The organism is Chryseobacterium bernardetii, from assembly GCF_003815975.1.
Taxonomy (GTDB): Bacteria; Bacteroidota; Bacteroidia; order Flavobacteriales; family Weeksellaceae; genus Chryseobacterium; species Chryseobacterium bernardetii.
Map to the genome: position 1 here is coordinate 1,747,116 of NZ_CP033932.1, position 25,385 is coordinate 1,772,500.

Sequence of the window (25,385 nt, forward strand, 5' to 3'; positions counted from 1 at the left end):
TCCATTAACCATGAATAAGACTTTCAGAATATATGCTGTGATCTTCATCGTTGTGATGGTTATTCTGGCTTTGCTTGAAGTGAATAAAAAAGAGACAACAGACTGGCGTAAAAACTTTGATGTCAACCAGAAGTCACCGTTTGGCCTTTTTGTTTTTGATAATGAAGCTAAAGATCTTTTTAAAAATAATCTGAAGAAGATCAACCAGGCACCTTACGAATATTATAATCAGCATCAAAAAGAAACTCATAATATTGTTATTATTGAAACTGATATTGATACGGAATCGTGGAAAAAAGTGATGGATCAGGTTTCAAATGGTTCGGATGCCATGCTGGTGATAAGCCGTATGCCTAAGGAAGTTTCAGACAGTATCGGATTTTATGATTCAGAAATCTCTTTTGAAGAAGAGAACGTACTGAAGCTTACAGATACAAAATATAAAAATGACTTCATCCAGCTGGATAAATTTCCATCAGGAAGAGGTTTTTCATTTATTAAGCCGGGGGTGGAAGTTCTGGGTAAAACAGTAGAAAAGAAAAATACGGACCAGGCTAATTTTATCAGAATAAAATTCGGAAAAGGGAATTTTTATGTTCATAGTGAACCACTTTTCCTTACCAACTATTATTTGCTGAAGCCTGGTAATGTAAAATATGCACAGGATATATTTTCTTATCTTCCGGACCGTGAAACCGTTTGGTTTGTGGAGAATAATACCAAAGCCTCACGATTTTTCATGAGATTTATATTGGGAAATCCGGCACTTAAATATGCGTGGTGGATATTCCTGGGCGGACTCATTCTTTTTATCTTCTTTAATGCCAAAAGAAAGCAGAGAATTGTCCCCATAATAGAGCCTTTGAGAAATACCTCTTTGGATTTTGTGAAAAGCATTGGAAATCTTTATCTTCAGGAAGGCGATTTTCATGATATGATGGCTAAGAAGGCCCAATATTTTCTGAATAGAGTAAGAATAGACCTTCTGATTGATACCCAAAATATTGATGAGGAATTTGCCAAAAAGTTACAGCTGAAAACAGGAAAACCAATTGAAATGATTAATGAGGCGATCAGCCTTATCAAAAGAGCGCAGGATCCTTATGCCAGTGTAATGAAGGAAGATCTGGCAAAAATTAATAAATTACTAGACGAAATACTTAAATAATATAACAGTATACCAGTGATAATAAAGACTACTCCTGATGCATGAGAATTATTACATTGGTAAATTAAATTTTATTATGGAAAATCTTGATAACCCAAACATAGAAAACCAGCCTTCTATCAATCTAAATAAAAATGAAGATCAGTTCCAGTCCAGAATTGACATGATAGAGCTTCGGGCAAGTCTGGATAAGGTGAAAGCAGAAATAGGAAAAGTAATCGTAGGCCAGGAGAATATGATAGAACATCTTCTGGCAGCATTACTTTCAAACGGACACGTTCTTATTGAAGGTGTTCCCGGAGTTGCGAAGACAATTACAGCAAAGCTATTAGCTAAAACTATTGATGTAGGCTTCAGCAGAATTCAGTTTACACCGGACCTGATGCCTTCAGATATCCTGGGGACTTCAGTTTTCAGTGTGAAAAACTCTGAATTTGAATTTAAAAAAGGACCTGTCTTTTCTAACTTTATTTTGATTGATGAGATCAACAGGTCACCAGCCAAAACTCAGGCAGCATTATTTGAAGTCATGGAGGAAAGGCAGATCACAATGGACGGTACCCGTTACATAATGGAAGAACCATTCCTGGTGGTAGCTACTCAAAACCCGATAGAACATGAAGGTACATATAGACTTCCGGAGGCACAGCTAGACCGTTTCCTGTTCAAAATTAATGTAGGGTATCCAAATCTTGAGCAGGAAATCGCGATCATTAAAAATCAGCACGAAAGTAAAAAAGAAGATAAAACAGAAGGGGTGAGCCGTGTTATTACGGCAGACCAACTGAAAGGCTATCAGCAATTGGTAAAGGAAATTATCGTGGAATCTCAGCTGATGGAATATATCGCTAAGATTATCATCAATACGAGAGAAAACCAATTCCTGTATTTGGGAGCCTCACCAAGAGCTTCACTGGCACTTCTTACTGCTTCCAAGGCTTTTGCAGCATTAAGAGGAAGAGATTTTGTAACTCCTGAAGATATTAAAGATGCAAGTTATGCTGTTTTAAGACACAGAGTGATCGTTTCTCCGGAAAGAGAGATGGAAGGTCTTACAGCAGATGAAATTATCCGTCAGATTTTGGAGGGAATAGAAATTCCGAGATAGGTGGCAGATAATAGGTAGAAGGTGGCAGTAGATAGAGTATAAAGTTTAATTGAAGTTATACATGGCAAATTTTAAAGAGCTTTTAGTTTGGCAGAAGTCTATTGATTTTGTTATTGAAATTTACAGAACTACAGAAACGTTTCCTAAGGATGAAATCTACGGATAATATCACAAATTAGAAGAGCCGCCGTTGCTATACCATCCAATATTGCTGAGGAAACTCAAGAAGAAGTAAACCGGATTATCTACAATTTTTAAAAATATCAAGAGGCAGTTGTGCAGAAGTGGAAACACAATGAATTATTTCAAAAAATCTCAAATTTTTAAACGAAGAGAACTATTTAAAACTAAATGAAAGGATTATAGAAATATGTAAAATGTTGAATGGCTTAATTAACTCACTACAATAATAATGAATCACATAAGCTAATGAGCGCTTACCTAAAACCTATAATCTGCAACCTACAACCTTAAACGATGAAAAACTTATACATCAATACCCGTTTCTTCTTTACGCTCATTGGAGTAGGGATACTGTATGTGCTGGCATTTTTCTTTCCGGTGTTGATGTGGATGGGCCACATTGCCCTGTTGCTTTGTTTTCTTGCTGCGATGGTGGATTATTTGTTGATCTTTAATCAGAAAAATGCGGTACAGGCACAAAGGATATTACCAGAAAAATTATCTAATGGTGATGAAAACTTTATAAAGGTTGATATTAAAAATAACTACAGCTTTAAGATCACCACGAAGATCATTGATGAGATACCGTTTCAGTTTCAGAAAAGAGATTTTTTAATTCAAAAATCTATTAATGCAGGAACCAATACTTTCTTCCAGTATAGTTTAGAGCCTAAGGAAAGAGGGGAGTATCATTTCGGAAGCCTGAATATTTATGCTTCATCACCTTTAGGGTTTATTGCAAAAAGATTCAGTTTTCAGAAAGATGCCACGTTACCGTCTTATCCGTCTTTTATTCACCTCAGAAAATATGAGCTGATGGCTTTGCAGAGTGAATTTTTGTTAGGCGGAATCAAAAAGGTAAGAAAGCTGGGGCATACGATGGAATTTGAACAGATTAAAGAATATGTACCAGGAGACGATATCAGAACGATTAACTGGAAAGCAACTTCTAAGGCTAATCGATTGATGGTAAACCAATTCCAGGATGAAAAATCACAGCGTATTTTTATGCTGATTGATAAAGGACGAACTATGAAGATGCCATTTCAAGGATTAAGCCTTTTGGATTATTCCATTAATGCAACCATGGCATTGTCTCATATTATCTTAAGAAAAGGAGATAGGGCGGGGATGATGACCTTCTCCAAAAAGGCTGAAAACAAAATTGCTGCTGAGAACAAGTCCGGGCAGCTTAAGAAAATATCAGAAGCCCTTTATAATATTAAAACAGACTTTTTTGAAAGTGATTTCAACCGATTGTACCAGGACGTAAAATATTCTATCAACCAAAGAAGTTTAATCCTGCTATTTACCAATTTTGAAACACTGGATGGGCTTAACCGGCAGCTGAAATATCTTCGTGGAATAGCTAAGAATCATTTATTGGTAGTCGTATTTTTCAAAAATTCAGAATTACAGACATTAATTCATAAAAATCCAGAAAATATGCAGGAAATCTATGATGAAATTGTGGCTGAGAAATTTGAGTTTGAAAAGAAACTGATTATCCAGGAACTCCGAAAATATGGAATTTATACCGTATATACACTTCCTGAGAATTTGAATATTGATGTTATCAATAAATATCTGGAGATAAAAGCCAGAGGAATTTTATAATTTTGCAATAAGCAATAAGCAATAAGCAATAAGCAATAAGCAATAAGCAATAAGCAATAAGCAATAAGCAATAAGCAATAAGCAATAAGCAATAAGCAATAAGCAATAAGCAATAAGCAATAATGAAAATAACACTTAATAGAATCAACGACGATTTTTTATTTGAATGTACAAACGGACAGGGTAATTCCATCCTTTTAGACAATACTTCACAGCCGGGAGCTAAAGGAGTTTCTCCAATGGAAAGTGTGTTGATGGCAGTAGCCGGATGCAGCGGGATAGACGTAGTTTCTATTTTGAAGAAGCAGCGTCAGGAAATAAAAAGCTTTCAGGCAGAAGTGGAAGGAGAAAGAGTTCAGGTAGATGATGCAAAACCTTTTAAATCTATCAAAGTAAAATTCCTTTTAGAAGGAGAAATTGATCCTAAGAAAGCTTTGAAAGCAGCAGAACTATCTTTTGAAAAATACTGTTCCGTATCAAAAACATTAGAACCTAATGTGGAAATAGGATATGAAGTATTTGTTAACGGAGATAAAATTTAAAACTATAGATAAGGCTTAAAAGCCATACCTATATGGCAGAAATATTAAAATACAACAAAAACCGGATGCAACATCCGGTTTTTTTTATTACCCATGATCCATATTCATTGCTTATTAAAAGGTAAGTCTTGGTTTTATCAGTTTTGCCACAGTAGCTGTCCATCCCGTCTGATGTGAAGCTCCTACGCCACGTCCGTTGTCACCGTGGAAGTATTCAAAGAAAGTAATATAATCTCTGAAGTGTTCATCATAATTGAACTTTGGATTCCCGCCATTGAACGCCCGTTGCCCATGTTCATCCTTTAAGAAGATAGAGCAAAGCCTTTTGCTGATATTCTGGGCCACTTCATCCAGGTTTTTATTCTCACCGCTTCCGGTAGGAAGTTCTACCTTCAGGCTGTTTCCGTAATAATAATGGAAACGCTGTAAACTTTCCACGATCAGGAAATTGATAGGAAACCAGATAGGGCCGCGCCAGTTACTGTTTCCTCCAAACATTCTGCTGTCACTTTCTGCAGGAGTGTAGTACACAACATTTTCAGTACCGTGAACAGAAAATACAAACGGATTTTCCTCATATACTTTAGACATCGCACGGATGCCGTAAGCGCTTAAAAATTCCTTTTCATCAAGCATTCTCGTTAAAACCTTAGTCAGTCTGTTTTTACGGAGAATACTCATCAGGTGTTTCCTTCCCTGGCCTTCTTCATCCCAATGGGAAACAAGCTTGGTAAGTTCAGGTTTATTCTTTAAGATCCAGTCCATTCTGGTTTGGAAATTCGGCATTTTTTCCAGAAGGCGGTGATCTACAATTTCCACGGCAAATAATGGAATTAGCCCAACAATACTTCTCAAGCGTAAGGAAACACTGTTTCCGTTTCCAAGCTGAAGAACATCATAGAAAAATCCATCTTCCTCATTCCATAGGCCTTTTGTTCCTTCACCCAGGTTTTCCATGGCTTCCGCAATATACAGATAGTGTTCAAAGAATTTAATGGCCATGTCTTCATATACCTGGTAATACTGGGCCAGTTCCATAGCAATCCGCATCATGTTCAGCGCATACATAGCCATCCAGCTTGTTCCGTCTGCCTGCTCTAGGTGCTGGCCATCTTCTAAAACCATATTTCGGTCAAAAGCTCCGATATTATCCAAACCAAGAAAACCTCCTCCGAAAATATTCTTTCCGTTTTTATCCTTTCGGTTTACCCACCAGGTAAAATTAAGGAGCAGCTTTTGGAAGACTTTTTCAAGGAATAATAAATCAGGTTTGCCGTTGCTCTTTTCATCAATTTTAAAAACTCTGAAGCAAGACCATGCATGCACAGGAGGATTCACATCACTCATATTCCATTCATATGCCGGTAGCTGTCCGTTAGGATGCATATACCATTCTTTAGTCAGAAGTAAAAGCTGTCCCTTGGCAAATTCAGCATCAATAATAGATAAAGGTACACAGTGAAAAGCAAGGTCCCAGGTGGCGTACCAGGGATATTCCCACTTATCAGGCATGGAAATAATATCTTTATTGTGAAGGTGGTTCCATTCCGTATTTCTTACATAATCATTAAAGTTCCTCGGAGCTTCAAAGTTCGGATCTCCTTTCAGCCATTTTCCTATATTATAATGATAAAACTGCTTATTCCAAAGAAGTCCTGCAAAAGCCTGTCTTTGAACATTCCTCTCATCTTCATTGGTTGTGTCGTTTTGAACATCATTGTAAAACTCTTCTGCTTCGGCCTTTCTCAGAGTAAAGATTTCATCAAAACTCTGAAAAGGTTCAGCAATTGCCTCTGGACAAAGCCTGAATTCAAACGTCTCAGATTGTCCGGCACCAATTACTTCATCAATCAAGAAAGAAGCTTTTGTACCTCTTTTTTCAGGATTTACAGTATTACTGCCGTAAATAATATAATTATTGATGCCATCTTTAAAATAGGTGCCTTCCGCCTGGGGAGCTCCATACAACTTTGGTGTGTTGGTTTCATTTTCACAGAATACCCTTTGTGTGTTATCTTTTCTTGAATAAAACTTCTTGATAGAAATGCTGTCGTGTTCAATATTAATACTTCCGTCATGGGAAGCATACATATCCGCTTTATAGGTATTGTATCCCCATTTCCAGTTGTTTCGGAACCATGCTGTGGGGGCTACCACAATCGGAGCTTCCTGCTGGCTTCGGTTACAAACAGTTACTCTTACCAGGATATCATTGTGATCTGCTTTACAGTATTCAATGAAAATATCAAAATAAGCATCATTATCAAAAATTCCGGTATCAAAAATCTCATATTCAGGCTCCTGTTTGCTCCGTCTGCCATTTTCTGCAACAAGCTCGTCATACGGGAATTCATTAATCGGATATTTGTACACCATTTTCATATAACTATGAGTAGGTGTATTATCCAGATAATAGAAAATTTCTTTAATATCTTCACCATGGTTTCCCTGCGGATTGCTCAACCCAAAGAAACGCTCTTTAACAATTTTGTCCTTTTTATTCCAGAACGAAAGAGCAAAGCAGAAGAGCTGCTTTACATCCGAAATTCCTGCAATACCTTCCTCTCCCCAACGGTAGGCATAGCTTTCCGCATTATTATGATTGGTATAGTTCCATGCATTTCCGTTTGGGCTGTAATCTTCCCGTACATTTCCCCATTGCCGGTTGCTTACATAAGGTCCCCAGTTTTTCCATTTGGTATCTTGTAATCTTTCTTTTTCGGCGATCATATAGCATCATTTTTCAATACGAAGTTAGTTTTTTTGGAAAATAATTCCAATTCCTTTTATCTGAAGAATAATTAATATAGTCTTGAAATACTTGTGTTTAAGGGCTTTTTTAAATATTAAATTAATTTTTTTTTGATTTTAAAAGAAAAGAACTACCTTTGCACCATTCGTTCATTCAAATATTGAAAATGTTATCAAGAAAGGTTGAGGGATTAGACCCTATGAAACCTTAGCAACCCTTTGTGCAAGCAAAGAAGGTGCTACGTTCTACCAAAATTATTTTGGACAGATAACTTACTGAAGTTCTTTTCAGCCATTTCTTATGGCATTTTCAATTGTATTAAAATATAATAGAATTGAAAGCAGAACTAAACTATATTAATCTTTCGTATCAAACAAATTCCCAAAAGGAATACAATATCCCGTTAAGTTATGAGCTTTTCGGGAAAGACCTGTTTACAGCTCCTGTCATCCTGATCAACCACGCCCTTACCGGAAACTCAACGGTGTCCGGAGAAAAAGGCTGGTGGAAGCAATTGGTAGGCGAAAATCAGATTGTTGATACCAATAAATATACGGTTCTATGTTTCAACATTCCCGGAAACGGTTATGATCATTTTTTAATTGAAGACTATGAAGACTTCACCCCTTCAGATATTGCCAATATATTTCTGAAAGGATTGGAAGCTTTACATATTACAAATCTATACGCCATTATTGGAGGTTCTCTGGGGGGCGGAATTGGATGGGAAATGCTGGCAAAACAACCCAAACTGGCAGAAATTTTTATTCCTATTGCCTGCGATTACAGAACCCATGATTGGTTACACGCGCAATGCCTGGTTCAGAAATTTTTGTTGAATCATAAAGATGAACCATTACAAAAAGCAAGAATCCACGCTATGCTGTGTTATAGAACTCCGGAATCACTCAATGAAAGATTTCAAAATAAGTACAGCCAGGAAAAACAGCGCCTGAAATCTGAAGACTGGCTGATTTATCACGGCAATGCATTAAACGAAAGATTTAGTTTAAATGCGTACAGGCTGATGAATCACCTGCTGATGAATATTAATGCCGATGAAACAGATCTGGAGAGGATAGAAGCACGAATGCACATGATCTCCGTAGATACAGATTTATTCTTCCCGGCTTCTGAAATCCGGATGTGTTTTGAAAAGCTGAAAAAGAAAAAGGAGAATATCTCTTATCACGAGATCCAATCTATACACGGGCATGATGCCTTCCTAATGGAATATCAACAATTAAATAATATCATAAAAAACATTTTATATAGAAATGAAAAATGCTAACGAAATAAAATTTTTGAAGAACAGATCAATTGTCAAATTTGAAGGAGAAGATTTCTTAGGGGAAATCGGAATTGACGGACGAATTTTTAAAGCGCTTACTTTAGCCCGTATCAGTGTGGGGGTAATCTCCCAGCAAGCTATAGAAAACGGAATTTCTATCTTGGTTCACGAAAATGATGCTGAAAAAGCGGTAGCTTGTCTTATTGATGAATTTGAAGCAGAAAGAAAATCAGGAAAAGTATCCCAAATATACAGTATTAACAATGTTTCTGTGATTGGTTTTGTAGCAGAAGATTCCAATAAAATCTTTGCAGAGCTGGCGAGAAACAATGTTTTCCCATTGCTTTTAAACCAGGTGGCCGGTGAGAACAGGGTAAACATCGTAGTCACTTCTTCGCAGGATGAAAAAACAAAAAACATCATAGAATCTGAGATCTTCAAAAAGCCGAAGACCGTTCATCTGGCCATTATCGGTCATGGAAATGTTGGTAAAACATTAATTGAGCAGGTTCTTGAATCTTCAGAAGAAATTAAGAGACGTAAAAAAATAGACCTTAAAGTAGTTGCTGTAGCCAATTCAAAGAAAATAGCATTCAATAAAAAAGGGTTTGATAATCATTGGACAGATGAAGTTTTAACAGCAGATAAGCCATCCAATGTTGAGGAGTTAATCAACTTCTCCAATGAAAATCAATTGGAAAACCTCATTGTTGTAGATAACACGGCAAGCAAAGATTTTGTGAAAAACTATCATGCATTAGCAGAAAACGGATTTGATCTGGTTTCTTCTAACAAAATTTTCAACACTCTTCCCATCGAAGAATATAGAAAACTAAGATATACGTTGAGCAAAAATAACAGACGATATTTATATGAAACCAATGTTGGAGCCGGTCTTCCGTTAATTGATACCATCAAATTATTGCACCTTTCAGGAGAAAATATCACAAGAATCAAAGGAGTGTTCTCCGGAACCTTGAGTTATGTTTTCAACAATTTTTCCTTAAGAGACGATAAGTTTTCCACAATTATCAATGAAGCTCTGGAAAAAGGGTATACAGAACCGGATCCGAGAGAAGATCTGTCAGGAAATGATGTAGCCAGAAAGCTATTGATTCTGGCAAGAGAATTAGACCTAATCAACGAATTTGAAGATATTAATATTCAGAATCTGGTTCCGGAAAATTTATTATCAGTTTCAAAATCAGAATTCCTTTCAAGATTAGATGAGCTTGATGAGGAATACCAGAAGATCAAAGAAAGCCAGGAACCTGGCCATGTATTACGTTACGTAGGAGATCTCCACGGAAATTTACAGGAAGAAAAAGGACAGCTTGATGTAAAACTGGTTTCTGTACCGGGAAGTTCGGCTTTAGGACAGTTGAAAGGTTCAGACTCTATCTTTGAGATCTACACAGAAAGTTACGGTGAAAACCCAATCGTGATCATGGGGGCCGGAGCCGGAGCCCAGGTAACTGCAAGAGGAGTATTCGGTGATATTTTAAGACTAAGTGAAACTAAATAAAATGAATGTAACAATCTAACAATGTAATAGTTTGCTAATGTTCTTAATTGTTATTCTGAACAAAGCGAGAAATCTCATTGTTATACTGTTAGATTGATACATTGGTAAATTGACAAATTAAAACTATATGGAAAATTTCGAAACATCAGCAATAAGAACCCAGACTGAGAGATCTCAGTTTGATGAACATTCCACACCGTTATATCTTACATCCAGTTTTATTTTTCAGGATGCTGAAGATATGAGAGCAAGCTTTGCTGAAGAAAAACCTAAAAACCTGTACAGCCGTTTCTCAAACCCAAATGTATCTGAGTTTACTGAGAAGATCGCAAAAATGGAAGGTGCAGAAGCTGGATATGCCTTTGCAACAGGAATGGCTGCCATTTATTCTACATTTGCCGCTCTGCTAAGTGCAGGAGACCATATCGTAAGCTGCCAGTCGGTTTTTGGATCTACTCACACGTTATTCACAAAATATTTCCCAAAGTGGAATATTGAAACTACCTATTTCAAAGCAGAAGATGCAGAGAACGTAGAGCAATATATAAAACCGAATACAAAGATCCTATATCTTGAAACCCCTACCAATCCGGCTATTGAAATTCTGGATCTGGAGTTTTTCGGACAGATTGCTAAAAAGCATAACCTGATCTTTATTGTAGATAACTGTTTTGCAACACCTTATCTTCAGCAACCGATCAAATATGGTGCGGATGTTGTTGTACATTCTGCAACGAAGTTGATTGACGGGCAGGGAAGAGTATTAGGCGGAATTGCAGTAGGAAAAGAAGACCTGATCAGAGAAATCTATCTTTTCGCAAGAAATACAGGGCCGGCGTTGTCTCCTTTTAATGCATGGGTATTATCGAAAAGTCTGGAGACATTGGCTATACGTGTTGAAAAGCACTGCGAGAATGCTCTGAAAGTAGCAGAGTTTTTAGAAAACCACCCTAATGTGGAACTGGTAAAATATCCGTTCCTGAAGTCCCATCCGAACTATGAGGTAGCCAAAAAGCAGATGAAGCTTGGAGGAAATATCGTTGCCTTTGAAATAAAAGGCGGAATAGAAGGCGGAAGAAGTTTCTTGGATAAGATTAAAATGTGTTCACTCTCGGCAAACTTAGGGGATACAAGAACGATTGTTACCCATCCGGCATCTACAACGCATTCCAAACTGTCAGACGAAGAAAGAAACGAAGTAGGAATTACAGCAGGTTTAGTTCGTTGTTCAGTAGGCTTGGAAAACGTAGACGACATTATTGCAGACTTAAAACAAGCCTTAGATTAATCACGAAGAGCTCCAACGAGGCGGTTTAATCAAGATAGAAGGAAGTATTATCAACTTCCTATCAGTCCCAAACCATATCAGTCTCACTCAACAACTATAAAAGAGATGACAAATATAGAATCACTAAACAAAGCCTTAAAAGAACGCATCCTGGTCCTGGATGGCGCTATGGGAACCATGCTTCAGCGTTATAAATTCGAAGAAGAAGATTACCGTGGCGAACGTTTCAAAGACTGGGAATATCCGGTAAAAGGAAACAATGATTTGCTTTCTTTAACACAGCCCCAAGCAATTGAAGAAGTACATAAAAAATACCTGGAAGCAGGGGCCGATATCATTGAAACCAATACATTCTCCGGAACTACCATTGCGATGGCAGATTATCACATGGAAGAACTGGTGTATGAGCTGAACTATGAGTCCGCAAGAATTGCCAGAAAAGCCTGTGATGAATACACAGCAAAAAATGCGGATAAACCTAGATTTGTAGCAGGGTCAATTGGCCCAACCAACAGAACTGCAAGCTTAAGCCCTGATGTAAATGACCCTGGATACAGAGCCATTACTTTTGAAGAACTGAGAGTTGCTTACAAGCAGCAATGTGAAGCCTTATTAGACGGAGGCTCAGATATCTTATTGGTAGAAACCATATTTGATACACTGAATGCGAAAGCAGCTCTGTTTGCCATTGATGAACTTCAGGAAGAAAGAGGTATTAAAATCCCGATCATGGTTTCAGGAACCATTACAGATGCTTCCGGAAGAACACTGAGCGGGCAGACTGCAGAAGCCTTTTTGATCTCTGTTTCCCATCTGAATTTATTAAGTGTTGGCTTTAACTGCGCTTTAGGAGCAAACCAGTTAACTCCTTATCTGGAAACACTGGCTCATAATTCAGAATTCTATGTTTCAGCTTATCCGAACGCCGGTTTACCGAACGCTTTCGGAAAATATGATGAAACGCCGGAAGATATGGCCAGACAGATCAAAGAATATGCAGAAAAAGGATTGATTAATATTATCGGTGGCTGTTGCGGTACTACACCGGAACACATTAAAGCCATTGCAGAGCTGGTAGAAAAATATGAACCAAGAAAATTGAAGGAATTTGTCTGATTAGATAGATTTTTTTAATTAAAATCAAGAATGAAGGCTGGGTTATAAATATTATCTTTAAATAAACCACAAAATTTAATGTAATGGAAAAGCCGAGTTACTTAAAAGATTCAGATGATGCCAGATTGTTTAATGAACTGAGAAAGAAAGTAAACCAGCGGGTAGAAGCTATTTCTGAAAACAGGGATGTTTATATTCAGATCAAAGCGGTAATTCTCCCATTGATCTATTTAGGTTTATATTTCTTTGCAGTCTTTAATGCAGACAAACATTGGATCTATATCCTGAGTTTTATTTTAATGGGAATTTCTTTGGTTTTAATTTATTTAAATCTGATCCATGAAGCAGCCCACAACAACATCTTTAAAAGCAAAAGACTGAATGGTGTGGTATTGCATATTTTTGATTTCATAGGAGCCAATTCCTATATCTGGAAGAAAAGACATATCGCAAGTCACCATGCCTATCCGAATGTGGATGGCTGGGATACCGATATTGAGCAGAGTGGTTTGCTGTTAATAGTGCCTTGGATTAAGGCAAAAGGAATACAGAAGTATCAGCACAGGTTTTTCTTTTTAGTATATCCGTTGTATTTGTTCAATTGGATGTTCATAAGAGACTTCAGGGACTTCTTTGACAAGGAAAGGGTGATTTTGAAGACCCAGGGAAAAATACCCGTTATTGAAAAAGTAAAGATGGTGAGTTATAAGCTGTTTTATTTTTTTTATCAGATTGTGATCCCTGTTGTGTTCTTTAAAGTATCAGTTGGTTTGGCTTTAGGAGCTTGGTTTTTACAGGTTATTGCAGCAAGCATTTTTGCACTGTTTGTGTTATTGCCCCTGCATCCGCTTCCTGATAATGCCTTTCCAAGATTGAACAAAGACAATGGGCTTCCATTTAGCTGGCTTCGTCATCAGCTGGAAGTAACTAACGATTTGAAAGAGAATAACTGGTTGGTAAGAAATGTGTTAGGAAATTTTAATTTCCATGTAGCTCATCACCTTTTTCCTAATTACAGTTATATGTATTACAATGAAATCACCGAAGAGATAGAAGAATTTGCTAAAGAACATGGCTTGGCATACAAAAGGTTCCCACTGTTCACTGCCTTAGGCAAGCACAGGGATTTATTAAGGCAGAATGCCAATAATGCCTACTATATTTTAGAAGAATAAAATGAAATATTTAAGATTATCAGGCCTCGAGCCTCTTATCATAACGCCGGAAAGTAATTTCATCAACGTTGGTGAAAGAACCAATGTTGCCGGGTCCAAAAAATTTTTAAGACTAATTAAAGAGGAAAAATTCTCTGAAGCATTAGATATTGCTCGCCATCAGGTAGAAGGAGGTGCCCAGATTCTGGATGTTAACTTTGATGATGGTTTGATTGATGGAAAAGCATCAATGATTAAATTTCTGAACCTAATTGCATCAGAACCGGATATTGCAAGAATTCCAATCATGGTAGACTCTTCCAAATGGGAAATTCTGGAAGCGGGTCTCCAGGTGGCACAAGGGAAATGCGTGGTAAACTCTATCAGCTTAAAAGAAGGCGAAGAAGAATTTATCAAACATGCCAAAGCCATCAAAAGATATGGTGCCGCAGTCATTGTAATGGCATTTGATGAGGTTGGGCAGGCAGACAATCTTGAACGAAGAATTGAAATCTCAAAAAGATCCTATGATATCCTGGTGAATCAGATCGGATTCCCTGCAGAAGATATCATTTTCGATTTAAATATCTTCCCGGTAGCAACAGGAATGGATGAGCACAGAAGAAATGCGATAGATTTTATCGAAGCTACACGCTGGGTAAGACAAAACCTGCCTTATGCATCTGTAAGTGGAGGAGTAAGCAATGTTTCCTTCTCCTTCCGTGGAAATGACACCGTAAGAGAAGCCATGCACTCGGTTTTCCTTTACCATGCCATCCAGGCCGGAATGAATATCGGTATTGTAAATCCTGCGATGCTGGAAGTTTATGATGAAATCAACAAAGAATTATTAGAACTTGTAGAAGATGTAATCCTTGACAGGAGAGAAGATGCTACAGAAAGACTTCTGGATTATTCTGAGAAACACAAATCAGTCAAAAAAGAAAAAACTGAAGACCTTGAATGGAGGAACAATCCGTTACAGGAAAGGATTACCCATGCTTTGGTAAAAGGGATAGACCGTTTCATTGAAGAAGATGTAGAAGAAGCAAGACTATTGGCAGAAAGACCACTTCATGTTATTGAAATTAATCTGATGACAGGAATGGGGGTAGTAGGTGACTTATTTGGAAGCGGAAAAATGTTCCTGCCACAGGTCGTAAAGTCAGCAAGGGTAATGAAAAAAGCTGTAGCCTATCTGCAACCTTTCATTGAAGCAGAAAAAGACGGTTCAAAACCTGCCAACGGGAAAATTCTGATGGCAACAGTAAAAGGTGATGTTCACGACATTGGAAAAAATATTGTGAGCGTAGTACTGGGCTGTAACAACTACGAAATTGTTGATCTTGGTGTAATGGTTCCGGCAGAAAAGATTATCCAGACTGCCATTGAAGAAAAAGTAGACGTAATCGGATTAAGCGGGCTGATTACTCCGAGTTTGGATGAGATGGTATACATTGCATCAGAACTGGAAAGACAAAATTTAGATTTTCCTTTACTGATTGGTGGTGCAACTACCTCAAAAGCACATACCGCAGTGAAAATCGATTTAAAATATAAAAATGCAGTGGTTCACGTTAATGATGCCTCAAGAGCGGTAAATGTGGTAAGCTCATTGTTAGGGGACAGAAATAAAGAATATGTTTCCGAACTGAAGAATGATTATTCAGATTTCAGAGAGAAGTTCCTGAACAGGCAGGTTGATAAAGATTATGTTTCTATTGAAGAAGCAAGAGAAAATCGCTTCAGAATAGATTGGGAAAACGAAGAAATCTTCACTCCGAATAACTTAGGGATCACCATCATTGAAAATCAGGACTTGAGAGAGCTATTGCCATTTATAGACTGGTCGCCATTCTTCAGAAGCTGGGATCTTCACGGGAAATATCCGAATATCTTAGAAGATGAGGTGGTAGGAGTACAGGCAAAAGAACTCTTCAAAGATGCACAGGTTATTCTCAATAGAATTCTGGACGAAAAGCTGTTAACAGCAAAAGCAATCTTTGGAATTTTCAAAGCAAACTCTAATGAAACCGATGATATCCTGATTTTTGATGAAAATAACAACGAGCTGGCTAAGTTTTTAACCCTAAGACAGCAGGCTCAAAGATCAAAAGGAAAAGATTATCTGGCGTTAAGCGATTTTATTGCACCACAAAGTTCTGGAAAGACAGACTACATGGGAGTATTCTGTGTGACCACAGGCTTCGGAACTGATGAACTGGCGGAAGAATATGAGAAAGCCAATGACGATTACAATGCTATTATGGTAAAAGCTCTTGCAGATCGCTTTGCAGAAGCTTATGCCGAATTTTTACATAAAAAAGTAAGAACAGAATATTGGGGATATGCCGTTCAGGAAGAATTAAGCAACGAAGATCTGATTGCAGAAAAATATAAAGGCATCCGTCCCGCTCCGGGATATCCGGCTTGCCCTGATCACTTGGAAAAGAAAACCATATGGGACCTTTTAAAAGTAGAAGAAAATACAGGCGTTTTCCTTACCGAAAGTTTAGCCATGTTCCCTACAGCATCTGTTTCAGGATATTATTTCGGGAGCCCGTATGCCAAGTATTTCGGATTAGGAAAAATTACAGAAGACCAGCTTAGGGATTATGCTGACAGAAGAAGTTGTAGCATCCAGGAAGCACAAAAATGGTTGTCACCAAATTTAGCAGATTAAAATTGATATGAAGATAACAGAGCACATTAAAAACGCAAATGGAAAAACTCTATTCTCTCTAGAAGTTGTTCCGCCACAAAAAGGAATTGGTATTGAAGACTTGTACACGAATATAGATCCGTTAATGGAATTCAAACCACCCTTCATTGATGTTACCACTTCAAGAGAAGAATATATCTATATCGATAAAGGAAATGGGCTGATGGAGCGCCGTATTACAAGAATGCGTCCCGGAACCCTTGGGATTTGTGCAGCCATTCAGCATAAATACAATGTAGATACCGTTCCACATTTATTATGTGGTGGTTTTACCAAAGAAGAAACAGAATATCTTTTGGTAGACTGTATGTACCTTGGTATTGATAACGTAATGGCATTGAGAGGAGATGCAATGAAAGGGCACCAGTATTTCGAGCCCACCCAGGGTGGTCATGCAAGCGCTATGGATCTTGTTAATCAAATTAATGACCTGGGAAGAGGAAAATATCTTCACAATGAAGAGCAGGTTTGTGATGAACTCAATAAATTCTGCATCGGAGTAGCGGGTTATCCGGAGAAGCATATGGAAGCTCCTTCTATGAATTATGACCTGAAATGGCTGAAGCAAAAAGTAGATGCCGGAGCAGATTATATTGTGACTCAAATGTTTTTTGACAATAAAAAGTATATTGAATTCGTTCAGAAAGCAAGAGAGATGGGAATTACCGTTCCAATCATTCCGGGAATTAAGCCAATTGCTACCAAGAAACACCTGAAAATCCTACCTCAGGTATTTAAAATAGACCTTCCGGAAGAGCTTATCAATGAAGTGGAGAATGCCAAAAATAATGAAGCTGTTAAGCAGATCGGAATAGAATGGGCAATAGCACAATGCAGAGAACTTCTGGACTTCGGAGTTCCTGTTTTACACTTTTACTCGATGGGAAAAAGTGATAATATTAAAAAAGTAGCCGGTGAGCTATTCTAATAAAAGTACCAAAAATGAAGAACCCCTGTCTTAAACGGCAGGGTTTTTATTTTTTTCAGAAATACAAGAAAATAAAATAGACAGATAAAAAGCCGTAGGTTACATATCCGCTTAGAAAGAATCAATAAAGTTGATTCCACCTTCGCCGCCTCAAAAATAGAGCAGTAAGAAATAAGAACTTTGTGTCAAATCATCTATAACACCCAAAAAAGTAAACTAAAACTTTAGTCAATCATCACACTTCAATATCTCCCATCTTCCAGCTCCTATCTTCTTACTAAAGAACAGCATGTCTCTCAAACTCCTTATTCCGGTCAAACAAATATCGGTATGTAGCCAGCTTCCTCGTTACAGTAGTATCAAGCGTCTCCGCAATCTTAATCATTTTCGGATTAAAATCACCAATCCACTGAAGTTCGGTAATTGTAAAATCAGTATGTTTTCTCAAATGTTGTGTGCCTTCCCAGATCATATATCCATCAATCCCCTTCCTCTGCCATTCAGGAACTACACCGAATACCAGACCTACCATTTTTTCATTCTTCTTGAATCTTTTTAAGAATAAAAACTTAAGTTTTTCCCAAACTCCAAACTTTCCGTTGAGGTATTTAAACCATTGGTTGAGGTCAGGAAGATTGATCCACATCGCAATAGGCTTATCATTTTCATACACAAACCATGAGATATGTTCATTCATAATAGGCTTCATGGTATTGAACATTTTCAGAACTTTGGTCTCTTCCAGTTGTTTTCCTTCACCGTGGGCAGCCCATGCTTTATTATAAATCTCTGTAAAGTCTTTGGCAAACTTAGGAAGGTTATTCTTTTTCATGGGTTGGGCAGAGATAGCTGGATTTCTTCTGTTCTTCTCATGGGCAATGGTGAAAACGCGCGAAACTTCTGCAAATACCGGTCTGGTAAAACAAAGTTGTTCAAAATAGATTTTGAACCCATAGTTTTCAAAAAGTTCTTTGTAATAGGGGAAGTTATAATTCATTCCATACAAAGGCTCAATGAAACCCTCAATCAAAAGCCCCCAGAATTTATCCCTTTCTCCGAAATTAATAGGCCCGTCCATAGCTTCCATTCCTCTTTCCTGGAGCCATTTTTTACAATGGTTAAAAATAAAATCAGCCGTTTCCTGATGATTAATACAGTCGAAAAAACCAAAACCGCCGGTAGGCTGCTTTTGTTCATAGCAATTGTTGATAAAAACAGCAACTTTTCCAACCGTTTTATTGTCTTTTTTAAATAAAAACCTTTTACATTCTCCATTCTTGAAAAACTTGTTCTTTTCAGGATCAAAAATTTCCTCAATATGTTTGTCTAATGGGCGGATATAATTTTTGTCGTGTTGATAAAGTTGTGCGGGGAATTCCAGGAATTCCCTTTTGTGGTCTTTGTTCTGTACTTCTTCGACAATAATCATATAGTTTTAATCAGAGTAGGTTATAAAAGATAATAAATGAAACAATATTATCCGTATTTTTGCTGCAAATTAAATAAAAATGGTTGATTTTACTGATAACGACGATGATATTTTCACTGGAAAAGAACATACGCCTATAAGGGAAGATGCTTTTGATAAATCGCCACAGGAAAAAATTGAAAAAATTACTGAGCTTTTTGGAGAGATTATGGAAACATTAGGTCTGGATATGACTGATGATTCTCTGAAAGACTCACCAAAGCGTGTTGCCAAAATGTATGTGAACGAAATTTTCGGGGGACTTCTTCCTGAAAACAAACCTGGGATCTCTACATTTTCCAATAAATATAAATACCGCCAGATGCTGGTAGAAAAAGATATTACCGTATATTCTTTTTGTGAACATCACTTCTTGCCAATTATAGGAAGAGCTCATGTTGCTTATATCTCAAACGGAGAAGTAATAGGTCTTTCAAAGATTAACAGAATTGTAGATTACTACGCGAAAAGACCACAGGTTCAGGAAAGACTTACAATGCAGATTGTAGACGCTCTCAAAGAAGCTCTGGGAACAAAAGATGTAGCTTGTATCATAGATGCAAAACACCTTTGTGTAAACTGCAGAGGAATTAAAGATACAGCAAGCTCTACCATTACAGCAGAATTAAGCGGAATTTTCAGAACGAATCCTATCACAAGACAGGAATTCCTGCATTATGTAGGAAGCCATGCAAAACTAGATTAATATGAACTACCAGATCCTTAAAAATATTATAGATTCAGAGATTCAGAGATTTCAGGCAATTTCTGAAGACGAATGGAATTACAAGAATACACCCGAAAAATGGTCAAAAAAAGAAATAATTGGCCATCTTTGTGACAGTGCTTTTACAAATATCCGTAGATTTGTAGTTACCCAATATAAAGAGAACGAGAATATTGTTTACGATCAGAACATTTGGGTAAAGGCTCAGAACTATCAGAATGTTCCGGTTTCCGAATTAATTGATCTTTGGAAAGCATTGAACTATCAGATTGTTCATGTTGTAGAAAATATTCCAGATGAAGCACTGCAAAGAACTTGCGATACTACCAAAACAGAACTTCAAAGGTTTACCCTGGAGTTTGTCATTAAGGATTATATAGATCATTTGCAGCATCATTTAAAAGCGATTTAATAATGATAAAATTTAAAAAAGTTTCACATAAAATTTTTATCACAACAATTATTTGTTGTGACAGATTTTTATTTTAACTAATTTTTGAATCTTAAAACTATTGAATCTTTTAATAAAAAATAAATGCAACTAAAAATATATAACTCGCTTACAGCGGAAAAAGAAATATTCAAACCCATCTTAGAAGGAAATGTAGGAATGTATGTCTGCGGACCCACAGTCTACAGCAATGTCCATTTGGGGAATGTAAGAACCTTCCTGTCTTTTGATTTTATCTACCGTACCCTGATGCATTTAGGCTATAAAGTAAGATATGTAAGAAACATTACAGATGCAGGCCACCTTACTGATGACGGAGATGTAAATAATGACAGATTCGTAAAGCAAACCAGATTAGAGAAGCTGGAACCAATGGAAATCGTACAGAAGTATACAGTAGATTTCCACAAAGTTCTTGATATGTTTAATTTGCTTCCGCCTAATATTGAACCTACTGCAACTGGCCATATTGTAGAACAGATTGAGCTTACTCAGAAATTAATAGATACAGGCTTTGCCTATGAAAGCAATGGTTCTGTATATTTTGATGTATTGGAGTACAATAAAAGAGGGCTGAACTACGGTGAACTTTCAAAACGCAATATAGAAGAACTTTTTGCCAATACCCGTGATCTTGACGGACAAGGGGAGAAGAAGAATCCACAGGATTTTGCCCTTTGGAAAAAAGCATCTCCGGCTCACATCATGAGATGGAACTCTCCATGGGGAGAAGGTTTTCCGGGATGGCACCTTGAATGTACTGCAATGAGTACAAAATATCTGGGTGAAACTTTCGATATTCACGGAGGTGGAATGGACTTGAAATTCCCTCACCACGAATGTGAAATCGCTCAGGGAAAAGCTTGCAATGGAGCAGCACCGGTACATTACTGGATGCATGCGAACATGTTGACGATGAATTCCCAGCGTATGAGTAAATCTACAGGGAACTATATCCTTCCGATGCAGTTGGTAACAGGAGAAAATGACTTCTTTGAAAAACCTTTCCACCCGTCAATTGTACGTTTCTGCTTCCTGCAGGCACATTACAGAAGTGTTCTAGACATTTCCAATGATGCGATGATTGCCAGCGAAAAAGGATTTATCAGATTGATGGAAGCTGTGAAAGTATTGAACTCCATTACTCCGGATGATACTAAGCAGTCAGAATTCAGTCTTACAGATTGGAAGAAAAAATGTTATGATGCCTTAACAGATGATTTCAACTCTCCAATACTGATTGCTCACTTATTTGAAGCCGTAAAATACATTTTTGCTTTAAATGATGGCAAAGAAACAATTTCAACAGCAGATCTTGAAGATTTAAAGTCAGCACTGAATGCCTTTATCTTTGACGTCCTGGGATTACAGACTGTAGAGGAGAATAATAATGAAAAACTGGATCAGACCTTAAAAGTTTTAATTGAACTTAGAAATCAGGCCAGAAAATCTAAAAATTTCGAACTTTCAGATCAGATCAGAGATAAACTGCTTGCTGAAGGAATCGAATTAAAAGACGGAAGAGACGGAACCTCTTATGTTCTGAACTAAAAATATAAGCTTCGGTTTTTATCATTATTCCGTAAGAGCCCTGTTGTAAAGGATTCTTACGGAATTTTTTTATTCTTTTTATAAGTCAGCCTTACTCAAGCTTCTCCTTTTCATTTTCAGAACCTAACCCTTTCACTCTTGAACACTCAAACGTTCCAATTTTTCCAGGAGCTATTTCCCGCTATCCACTCATACTCCTCGCGCCTCTACATCCCCACGCTCAAGTCCTTCAGCTTTCCAACTCCCTGCTTCGGGGTAACCGTTTCTATCGGGGCTAGGGTAGAGGACCATTTTATAAATGATAATAAATAATAGATTGTCATTAATTAAAGATTTTGACTATTATGGATAAGGGATGGCTTCCATCATTCCCCTCCTCTGGAGGGGTGTCAAAAATTCAAAAAATTTTTGACGGGATGGTTTATATTGTTGCAATATTCCCAATCATCTGCGAAAATCGGTGTCACCTGCGAGAAAATAAAAAGCTTATCCTTAAGCTTAAGCATCTTAATAATTACCTTCCATACTCTAATCCTCTATAATAAACATTTATATTATTATATTCTACTTTGCGTAATCTTTGTCATCCTGTAAGGATCTCAACAATGCATTGCTTACAATATACTCCTCTCATTATTCTCCAACAAATAGAAGTCGATCAATAGAAACGGGCTATAATCCTGAGCTTAGTCGAAGGAAGCCCGTTTTACCTAAATAAGATATTTCCACTAGCTTTAGCCCAAACTTACTTCAAATACGATTTTGAAAAATTCATCATGTATTATATTTAATGTATACCTTCCATTACTCATTACTCATATATAATAACATCCATTTACCTCCGACAAAACATTCTCTAATTCTCCAATCATATTCTCCAAACAAATGTTTAAAATTTTCATCCATGGTATCAGCGTATTAGGGGTAAAATGAATAGTCAGTATGAATTTTATGTTAAATAAACTTGTTTTGCGTTGTAAGAAGTTGTTATCTTTGCCCCACTGAAAACGAGAGTATCAGTACAAGCGCAGAAGAGCTTTTAGCTAAGCATAAACATTATATTCTACTAAGATATCGGGCGAAAAAAAACTTTCAAACTTTTTGCAAAAAGAGTTGCGAGTTAAAAAAGAGTTTGTATCTTTGCAGTCCGAAATAATTCGGAGCGCAGGAGTAGATAGATTGAGGGTTTGGGAAGGATTAAGGTTACTTAAAAAACTTTAAAATTTTCTTTCAAAACATTTGGTCATTACAAAATAAGGTTTTACTTTTGCACTCGCAAATACGGAGCGACACTGACAGAAAGATTGTTTCGTTAAAAAGCGGAAGATAAAAAGATCATTGACATACAATATAACAACCAAGTAAGGAAAAACTAAAGCGTTAAAAAACTTTGAGTGAGTCAGACAAACATACAATGGAGAGTTTGATCCTGGCTCAGGATGAACGCTAGCGGGAGGCCTAACACATGCAAGCCGAGCGGTAGAGTCTCTTCGGAGACTTGAGAGCGGCGCACGGGTGCGGAACACGTGTGCAACCTGCCTTTATCTGGGGGATAGCCTTTCGAAAGGAAGATTAATACCCCATAATATATTGAGTGGCATCACTTGATATTGAAAACTCCGGTGGATAGAGATGGGCACGCGCAAGATTAGATAGTTGGTGAGGTAACGGCTCACCAAGTCTACGATCTTTAGGGGGCCTGAGAGGGTGATCCCCCACACTGGTACTGAGACACGGACCAGACTCCTACGGGAGGCAGCAGTGAGGAATATTGGACAATGGGTGAGAGCCTGATCCAGCCATCCCGCGTGAAGGACGACGGCCCTATGGGTTGTAAACTTCTTTTGTATAGGGATAAACCTAGATACGTGTATCTAGCTGAAGGTACTATACGAATAAGCACCGGCTAACTCCGTGCCAGCAGCCGCGGTAATACGGAGGGTGCAAGCGTTATCCGGATTTATTGGGTTTAAAGGGTCCGTAGGCTGATGTGTAAGTCAGTGGTGAAATCTCACAGCTTAACTGTGAAACTGCCATTGATACTGCAAGTCTTGAGTGTTGTTGAAGTAGCTGGAATAAGTAGTGTAGCGGTGAAATGCATAGATATTACTTAGAACACCAATTGCGAAGGCAGGTTACTAAGCAACAACTGACGCTGATGGACGAAAGCGTGGGGAGCGAACAGGATTAGATACCCTGGTAGTCCACGCCGTAAACGATGCTAACTCGTTTTTGGGTTTTCGGATTCAGAGACTAAGCGAAAGTGATAAGTTAGCCACCTGGGGAGTACGAACGCAAGTTTGAAACTCAAAGGAATTGACGGGGGCCCGCACAAGCGGTGGATTATGTGGTTTAATTCGATGATACGCGAGGAACCTTACCAAGGCTTAAATGGGAAATGACAGGTTTAGAAATAGACTTTTCTTCGGACATTTTTCAAGGTGCTGCATGGTTGTCGTCAGCTCGTGCCGTGAGGTGTTAGGTTAAGTCCTGCAACGAGCGCAACCCCTGTCACTAGTTGCCATCATTAAGTTGGGGACTCTAGTGAGACTGCCTACGCAAGTAGAGAGGAAGGTGGGGATGACGTCAAATCATCACGGCCCTTACGCCTTGGGCCACACACGTAATACAATGGCCGGTACAGAGGGCAGCTACACAGCGATGTGATGCAAATCTCGAAAGCCGGTCTCAGTTCGGATTGGAGTCTGCAACTCGACTCTATGAAGCTGGAATCGCTAGTAATCGCGCATCAGCCATGGCGCGGTGAATACGTTCCCGGGCCTTGTACACACCGCCCGTCAAGCCATGGAAGTCTGGGGTACCTGAAGTCGGTGACCGTAACAGGAGCTGCCTAGGGTAAAACAGGTAACTAGGGCTAAGTCGTAACAAGGTAGCCGTACCGGAAGGTGCGGCTGGAACATCTCATTTTAGAGCGTCGTTAGACGATAAAAAAATTAGTATCGTAAGATACAAAGTACTTACTTCAAAGTAAAGCTTTAGTTTTTTGTTTGGTTGATATATAAAAATACAACACCCACTAGAAATTAGTAAAGGGAAGAGGCAAGAGAAAAGAACAAAGATGAAAGACAGAAGTTGAAAAGGTCTTTATTCTATATTCTTAGCTCTCAAGGTCTAACATAAAGACAGTCTCGTAGCTCAGCTGGTTAGAGCGCTACACTGATAATGTAGAGGTCGGCAGTTCGAGCCTGCCCGAGACTACTAATTATAAGGGATGTAAAAAGTACAAAGTAGCTTGTACAATGTAAGAGATTAAATCTGATACATTCTACATTTTACATTATACAAAGTACATCACTACTAGAGGGGGAATTAGCTCAGCTGGCTAGAGCGCCTGCCTTGCACGCAGGAGGTCAAGGGTTCGACTCCCTTATTCTCCACCATCATAGATGGTTTAGTTTTAAAAAAGCAAATAGAGCCAAAAACAATATTTGCGAATTAAATCAGAAATAGATTTAAGATCATTGACATTAACGGTAAAGACATCACAAAGAGAAAACCGAGCGCATAAAGCGCTTGAGTAACCAAAAATAGGAAAGAAATCGTTAAGGGCGTATGGCGGATGCCTAGGCTTTCAGAGGCGACGAAGGACGTGGTAAGCTGCGAAAAGCTGCGGGGATTGGCACACACGAATAGATCCGCAGATGTCCGAATGGGGCAACCCAATACATTGAAGATGTATTACCTCGTAAGAGGAGCAAACCCGGAGAACTGAAACATCTAAGTACCCGGAGGAAAAGAAATCGAAGAGATTCCGTAAGTAGTGGCGAGCGAAA

The 25,385-nt window shown here is 38.1% G+C and carries 16 protein-coding genes, 2 tRNA genes, 2 rRNA genes, 1 pseudogene and 1 riboswitch (1 of these 22 only partly in view); of the genes and pseudogenes, 19 read left to right on the plus strand and 2 right to left on the minus strand.

Features of this window, described 5'->3' with window-relative positions; translation table 11 throughout:
- Positions 1–10 precede the first annotated feature (10 nt).
- The 5 genes and pseudogenes from EG339_RS08085 (at position 11) to EG339_RS08110 (ending at position 4,618) form a co-directional block, all read left to right on the plus strand.
- Positions 11–1,168, plus strand: a complete 1,158-nt coding sequence (locus tag EG339_RS08085; protein ID WP_123869749.1) for a hypothetical protein — start codon at positions 11–13, stop codon at positions 1,166–1,168.
- A 76-nt stretch (positions 1,169–1,244) separates the two neighbouring features.
- Entirely contained in the window at positions 1,245–2,276 is a 1,032-nt protein-coding gene (locus EG339_RS08090; protein ID WP_185147671.1) for an AAA family ATPase, read from the plus strand.
- A 61-nt stretch (positions 2,277–2,337) separates the two neighbouring features.
- Positions 2,338–2,575, plus strand: a pseudogene (locus EG339_RS08095) (four helix bundle protein).
- A 178-nt stretch (positions 2,576–2,753) separates the two neighbouring features.
- On the plus strand, positions 2,754–4,076 hold the full coding sequence (locus tag EG339_RS08100; RefSeq protein WP_123869750.1) for a DUF58 domain-containing protein: 1,323 nt from the start codon (positions 2,754–2,756) through the stop codon (positions 4,074–4,076).
- A 122-nt stretch (positions 4,077–4,198) separates the two neighbouring features.
- Positions 4,199–4,618, plus strand: coding sequence for an OsmC family protein (locus tag EG339_RS08110; protein ID WP_123869752.1), 420 nt, complete (start codon positions 4,199–4,201; stop codon positions 4,616–4,618).
- A gap of 114 nt (positions 4,619–4,732) precedes the next feature.
- On the opposite strand, the gene EG339_RS08115 is transcribed toward EG339_RS08110, so the two are convergent.
- Positions 4,733–7,348 (minus strand): MGH1-like glycoside hydrolase domain-containing protein, encoded by a 2,616-nt coding sequence (locus EG339_RS08115; RefSeq protein WP_123869753.1) that lies wholly within the window; start codon positions 7,346–7,348, stop codon positions 4,733–4,735.
- Between the two features lie 188 nt (positions 7,349–7,536).
- Positions 7,537–7,644: riboswitch (SAM riboswitch) on the plus strand.
- Between the two features lie 60 nt (positions 7,645–7,704).
- On the opposite strand from EG339_RS08115, the gene EG339_RS24750 reads away from it, so the two are divergent.
- From EG339_RS24750 to metF, 7 genes are all read left to right on the plus strand, one after another.
- On the plus strand, positions 7,705–8,661 hold the full coding sequence (locus EG339_RS24750; protein ID WP_123869754.1) for an alpha/beta fold hydrolase: 957 nt from the start codon (positions 7,705–7,707) through the stop codon (positions 8,659–8,661).
- Complete coding sequence (locus EG339_RS24755) at positions 8,648–10,186, plus strand: ACT domain-containing protein (RefSeq protein WP_123869755.1); 1,539 nt, start codon at positions 8,648–8,650, stop codon at positions 10,184–10,186. Before EG339_RS24750 ends, EG339_RS24755 begins: the two co-directional genes overlap by 14 nt.
- A 127-nt stretch (positions 10,187–10,313) precedes the next feature.
- Positions 10,314–11,474, plus strand: a complete 1,161-nt coding sequence (locus EG339_RS08130; RefSeq protein WP_123869756.1) for an O-succinylhomoserine sulfhydrylase — start codon at positions 10,314–10,316, stop codon at positions 11,472–11,474.
- A gap of 105 nt (positions 11,475–11,579) precedes the next feature.
- Positions 11,580–12,590, plus strand: coding sequence for a homocysteine S-methyltransferase family protein (locus EG339_RS08135; protein WP_123869757.1), 1,011 nt, complete (start codon positions 11,580–11,582; stop codon positions 12,588–12,590).
- A gap of 83 nt (positions 12,591–12,673) precedes the next feature.
- On the plus strand, positions 12,674–13,765 hold the full coding sequence (locus EG339_RS08140; RefSeq protein WP_123869758.1) for a fatty acid desaturase family protein: 1,092 nt from the start codon (positions 12,674–12,676) through the stop codon (positions 13,763–13,765).
- A 1-nt stretch (position 13,766) separates the two neighbouring features.
- The gene (gene metH, locus EG339_RS08145; protein ID WP_123869759.1) at positions 13,767–16,427 is read left to right on the plus strand and encodes a methionine synthase; all 2,661 of its coding nucleotides are present in this window, start codon (positions 13,767–13,769) and stop codon (positions 16,425–16,427) included.
- A 7-nt stretch (positions 16,428–16,434) separates the two neighbouring features.
- Positions 16,435–17,394 carry a methylenetetrahydrofolate reductase [NAD(P)H] gene (gene metF, locus EG339_RS08150; RefSeq protein WP_123869760.1) on the plus strand — a complete coding sequence of 320 codons (960 nt, stop codon included), beginning with the start codon at positions 16,435–16,437 and terminating at the stop codon, positions 17,392–17,394.
- A 277-nt stretch (positions 17,395–17,671) separates the two neighbouring features.
- Here metF and EG339_RS08155 read toward each other — a convergent pair whose 3' ends face one another.
- Entirely contained in the window at positions 17,672–18,823 is a 1,152-nt protein-coding gene (locus EG339_RS08155; RefSeq protein ID WP_123869761.1) for a hypothetical protein, read from the minus strand.
- Between the two features lie 79 nt (positions 18,824–18,902).
- Between EG339_RS08155 and folE the strand changes: the two genes are divergently transcribed.
- From folE to EG339_RS08190, 7 genes are all read left to right on the plus strand, one after another.
- Complete coding sequence (gene folE, locus EG339_RS08160) at positions 18,903–19,568, plus strand: GTP cyclohydrolase I FolE (RefSeq protein ID WP_065395967.1); 666 nt, start codon at positions 18,903–18,905, stop codon at positions 19,566–19,568.
- Position 19,569: 1 nt separating this feature from the next.
- Positions 19,570–20,001, plus strand: a complete 432-nt coding sequence (locus EG339_RS08165; RefSeq protein ID WP_123869762.1) for a DinB family protein — start codon at positions 19,570–19,572, stop codon at positions 19,999–20,001.
- 123 nt (positions 20,002–20,124) lie between these two features.
- On the plus strand, positions 20,125–21,591 hold the full coding sequence (gene cysS, locus EG339_RS08170; protein ID WP_123869763.1) for a cysteine--tRNA ligase: 1,467 nt from the start codon (positions 20,125–20,127) through the stop codon (positions 21,589–21,591).
- 1,411 nt (positions 21,592–23,002) lie between these two features.
- A 16S ribosomal RNA gene (locus EG339_RS08175) occupies positions 23,003–24,519 on the plus strand.
- Positions 24,520–24,736: 217 nt separating this feature from the next.
- A tRNA-Ile gene (locus tag EG339_RS08180) sits at positions 24,737–24,810 on the plus strand.
- Between the two features lie 105 nt (positions 24,811–24,915).
- Positions 24,916–24,992: transfer RNA gene (locus EG339_RS08185), tRNA-Ala, on the plus strand.
- Positions 24,993–25,144: 152 nt separating this feature from the next.
- Positions 25,145–25,385, plus strand: a 23S ribosomal RNA gene (locus EG339_RS08190) (it continues 2,514 nt past the right edge of the window).
- Together the 16S and 23S rRNA genes with 2 tRNA genes alongside form the textbook arrangement of a ribosomal RNA operon.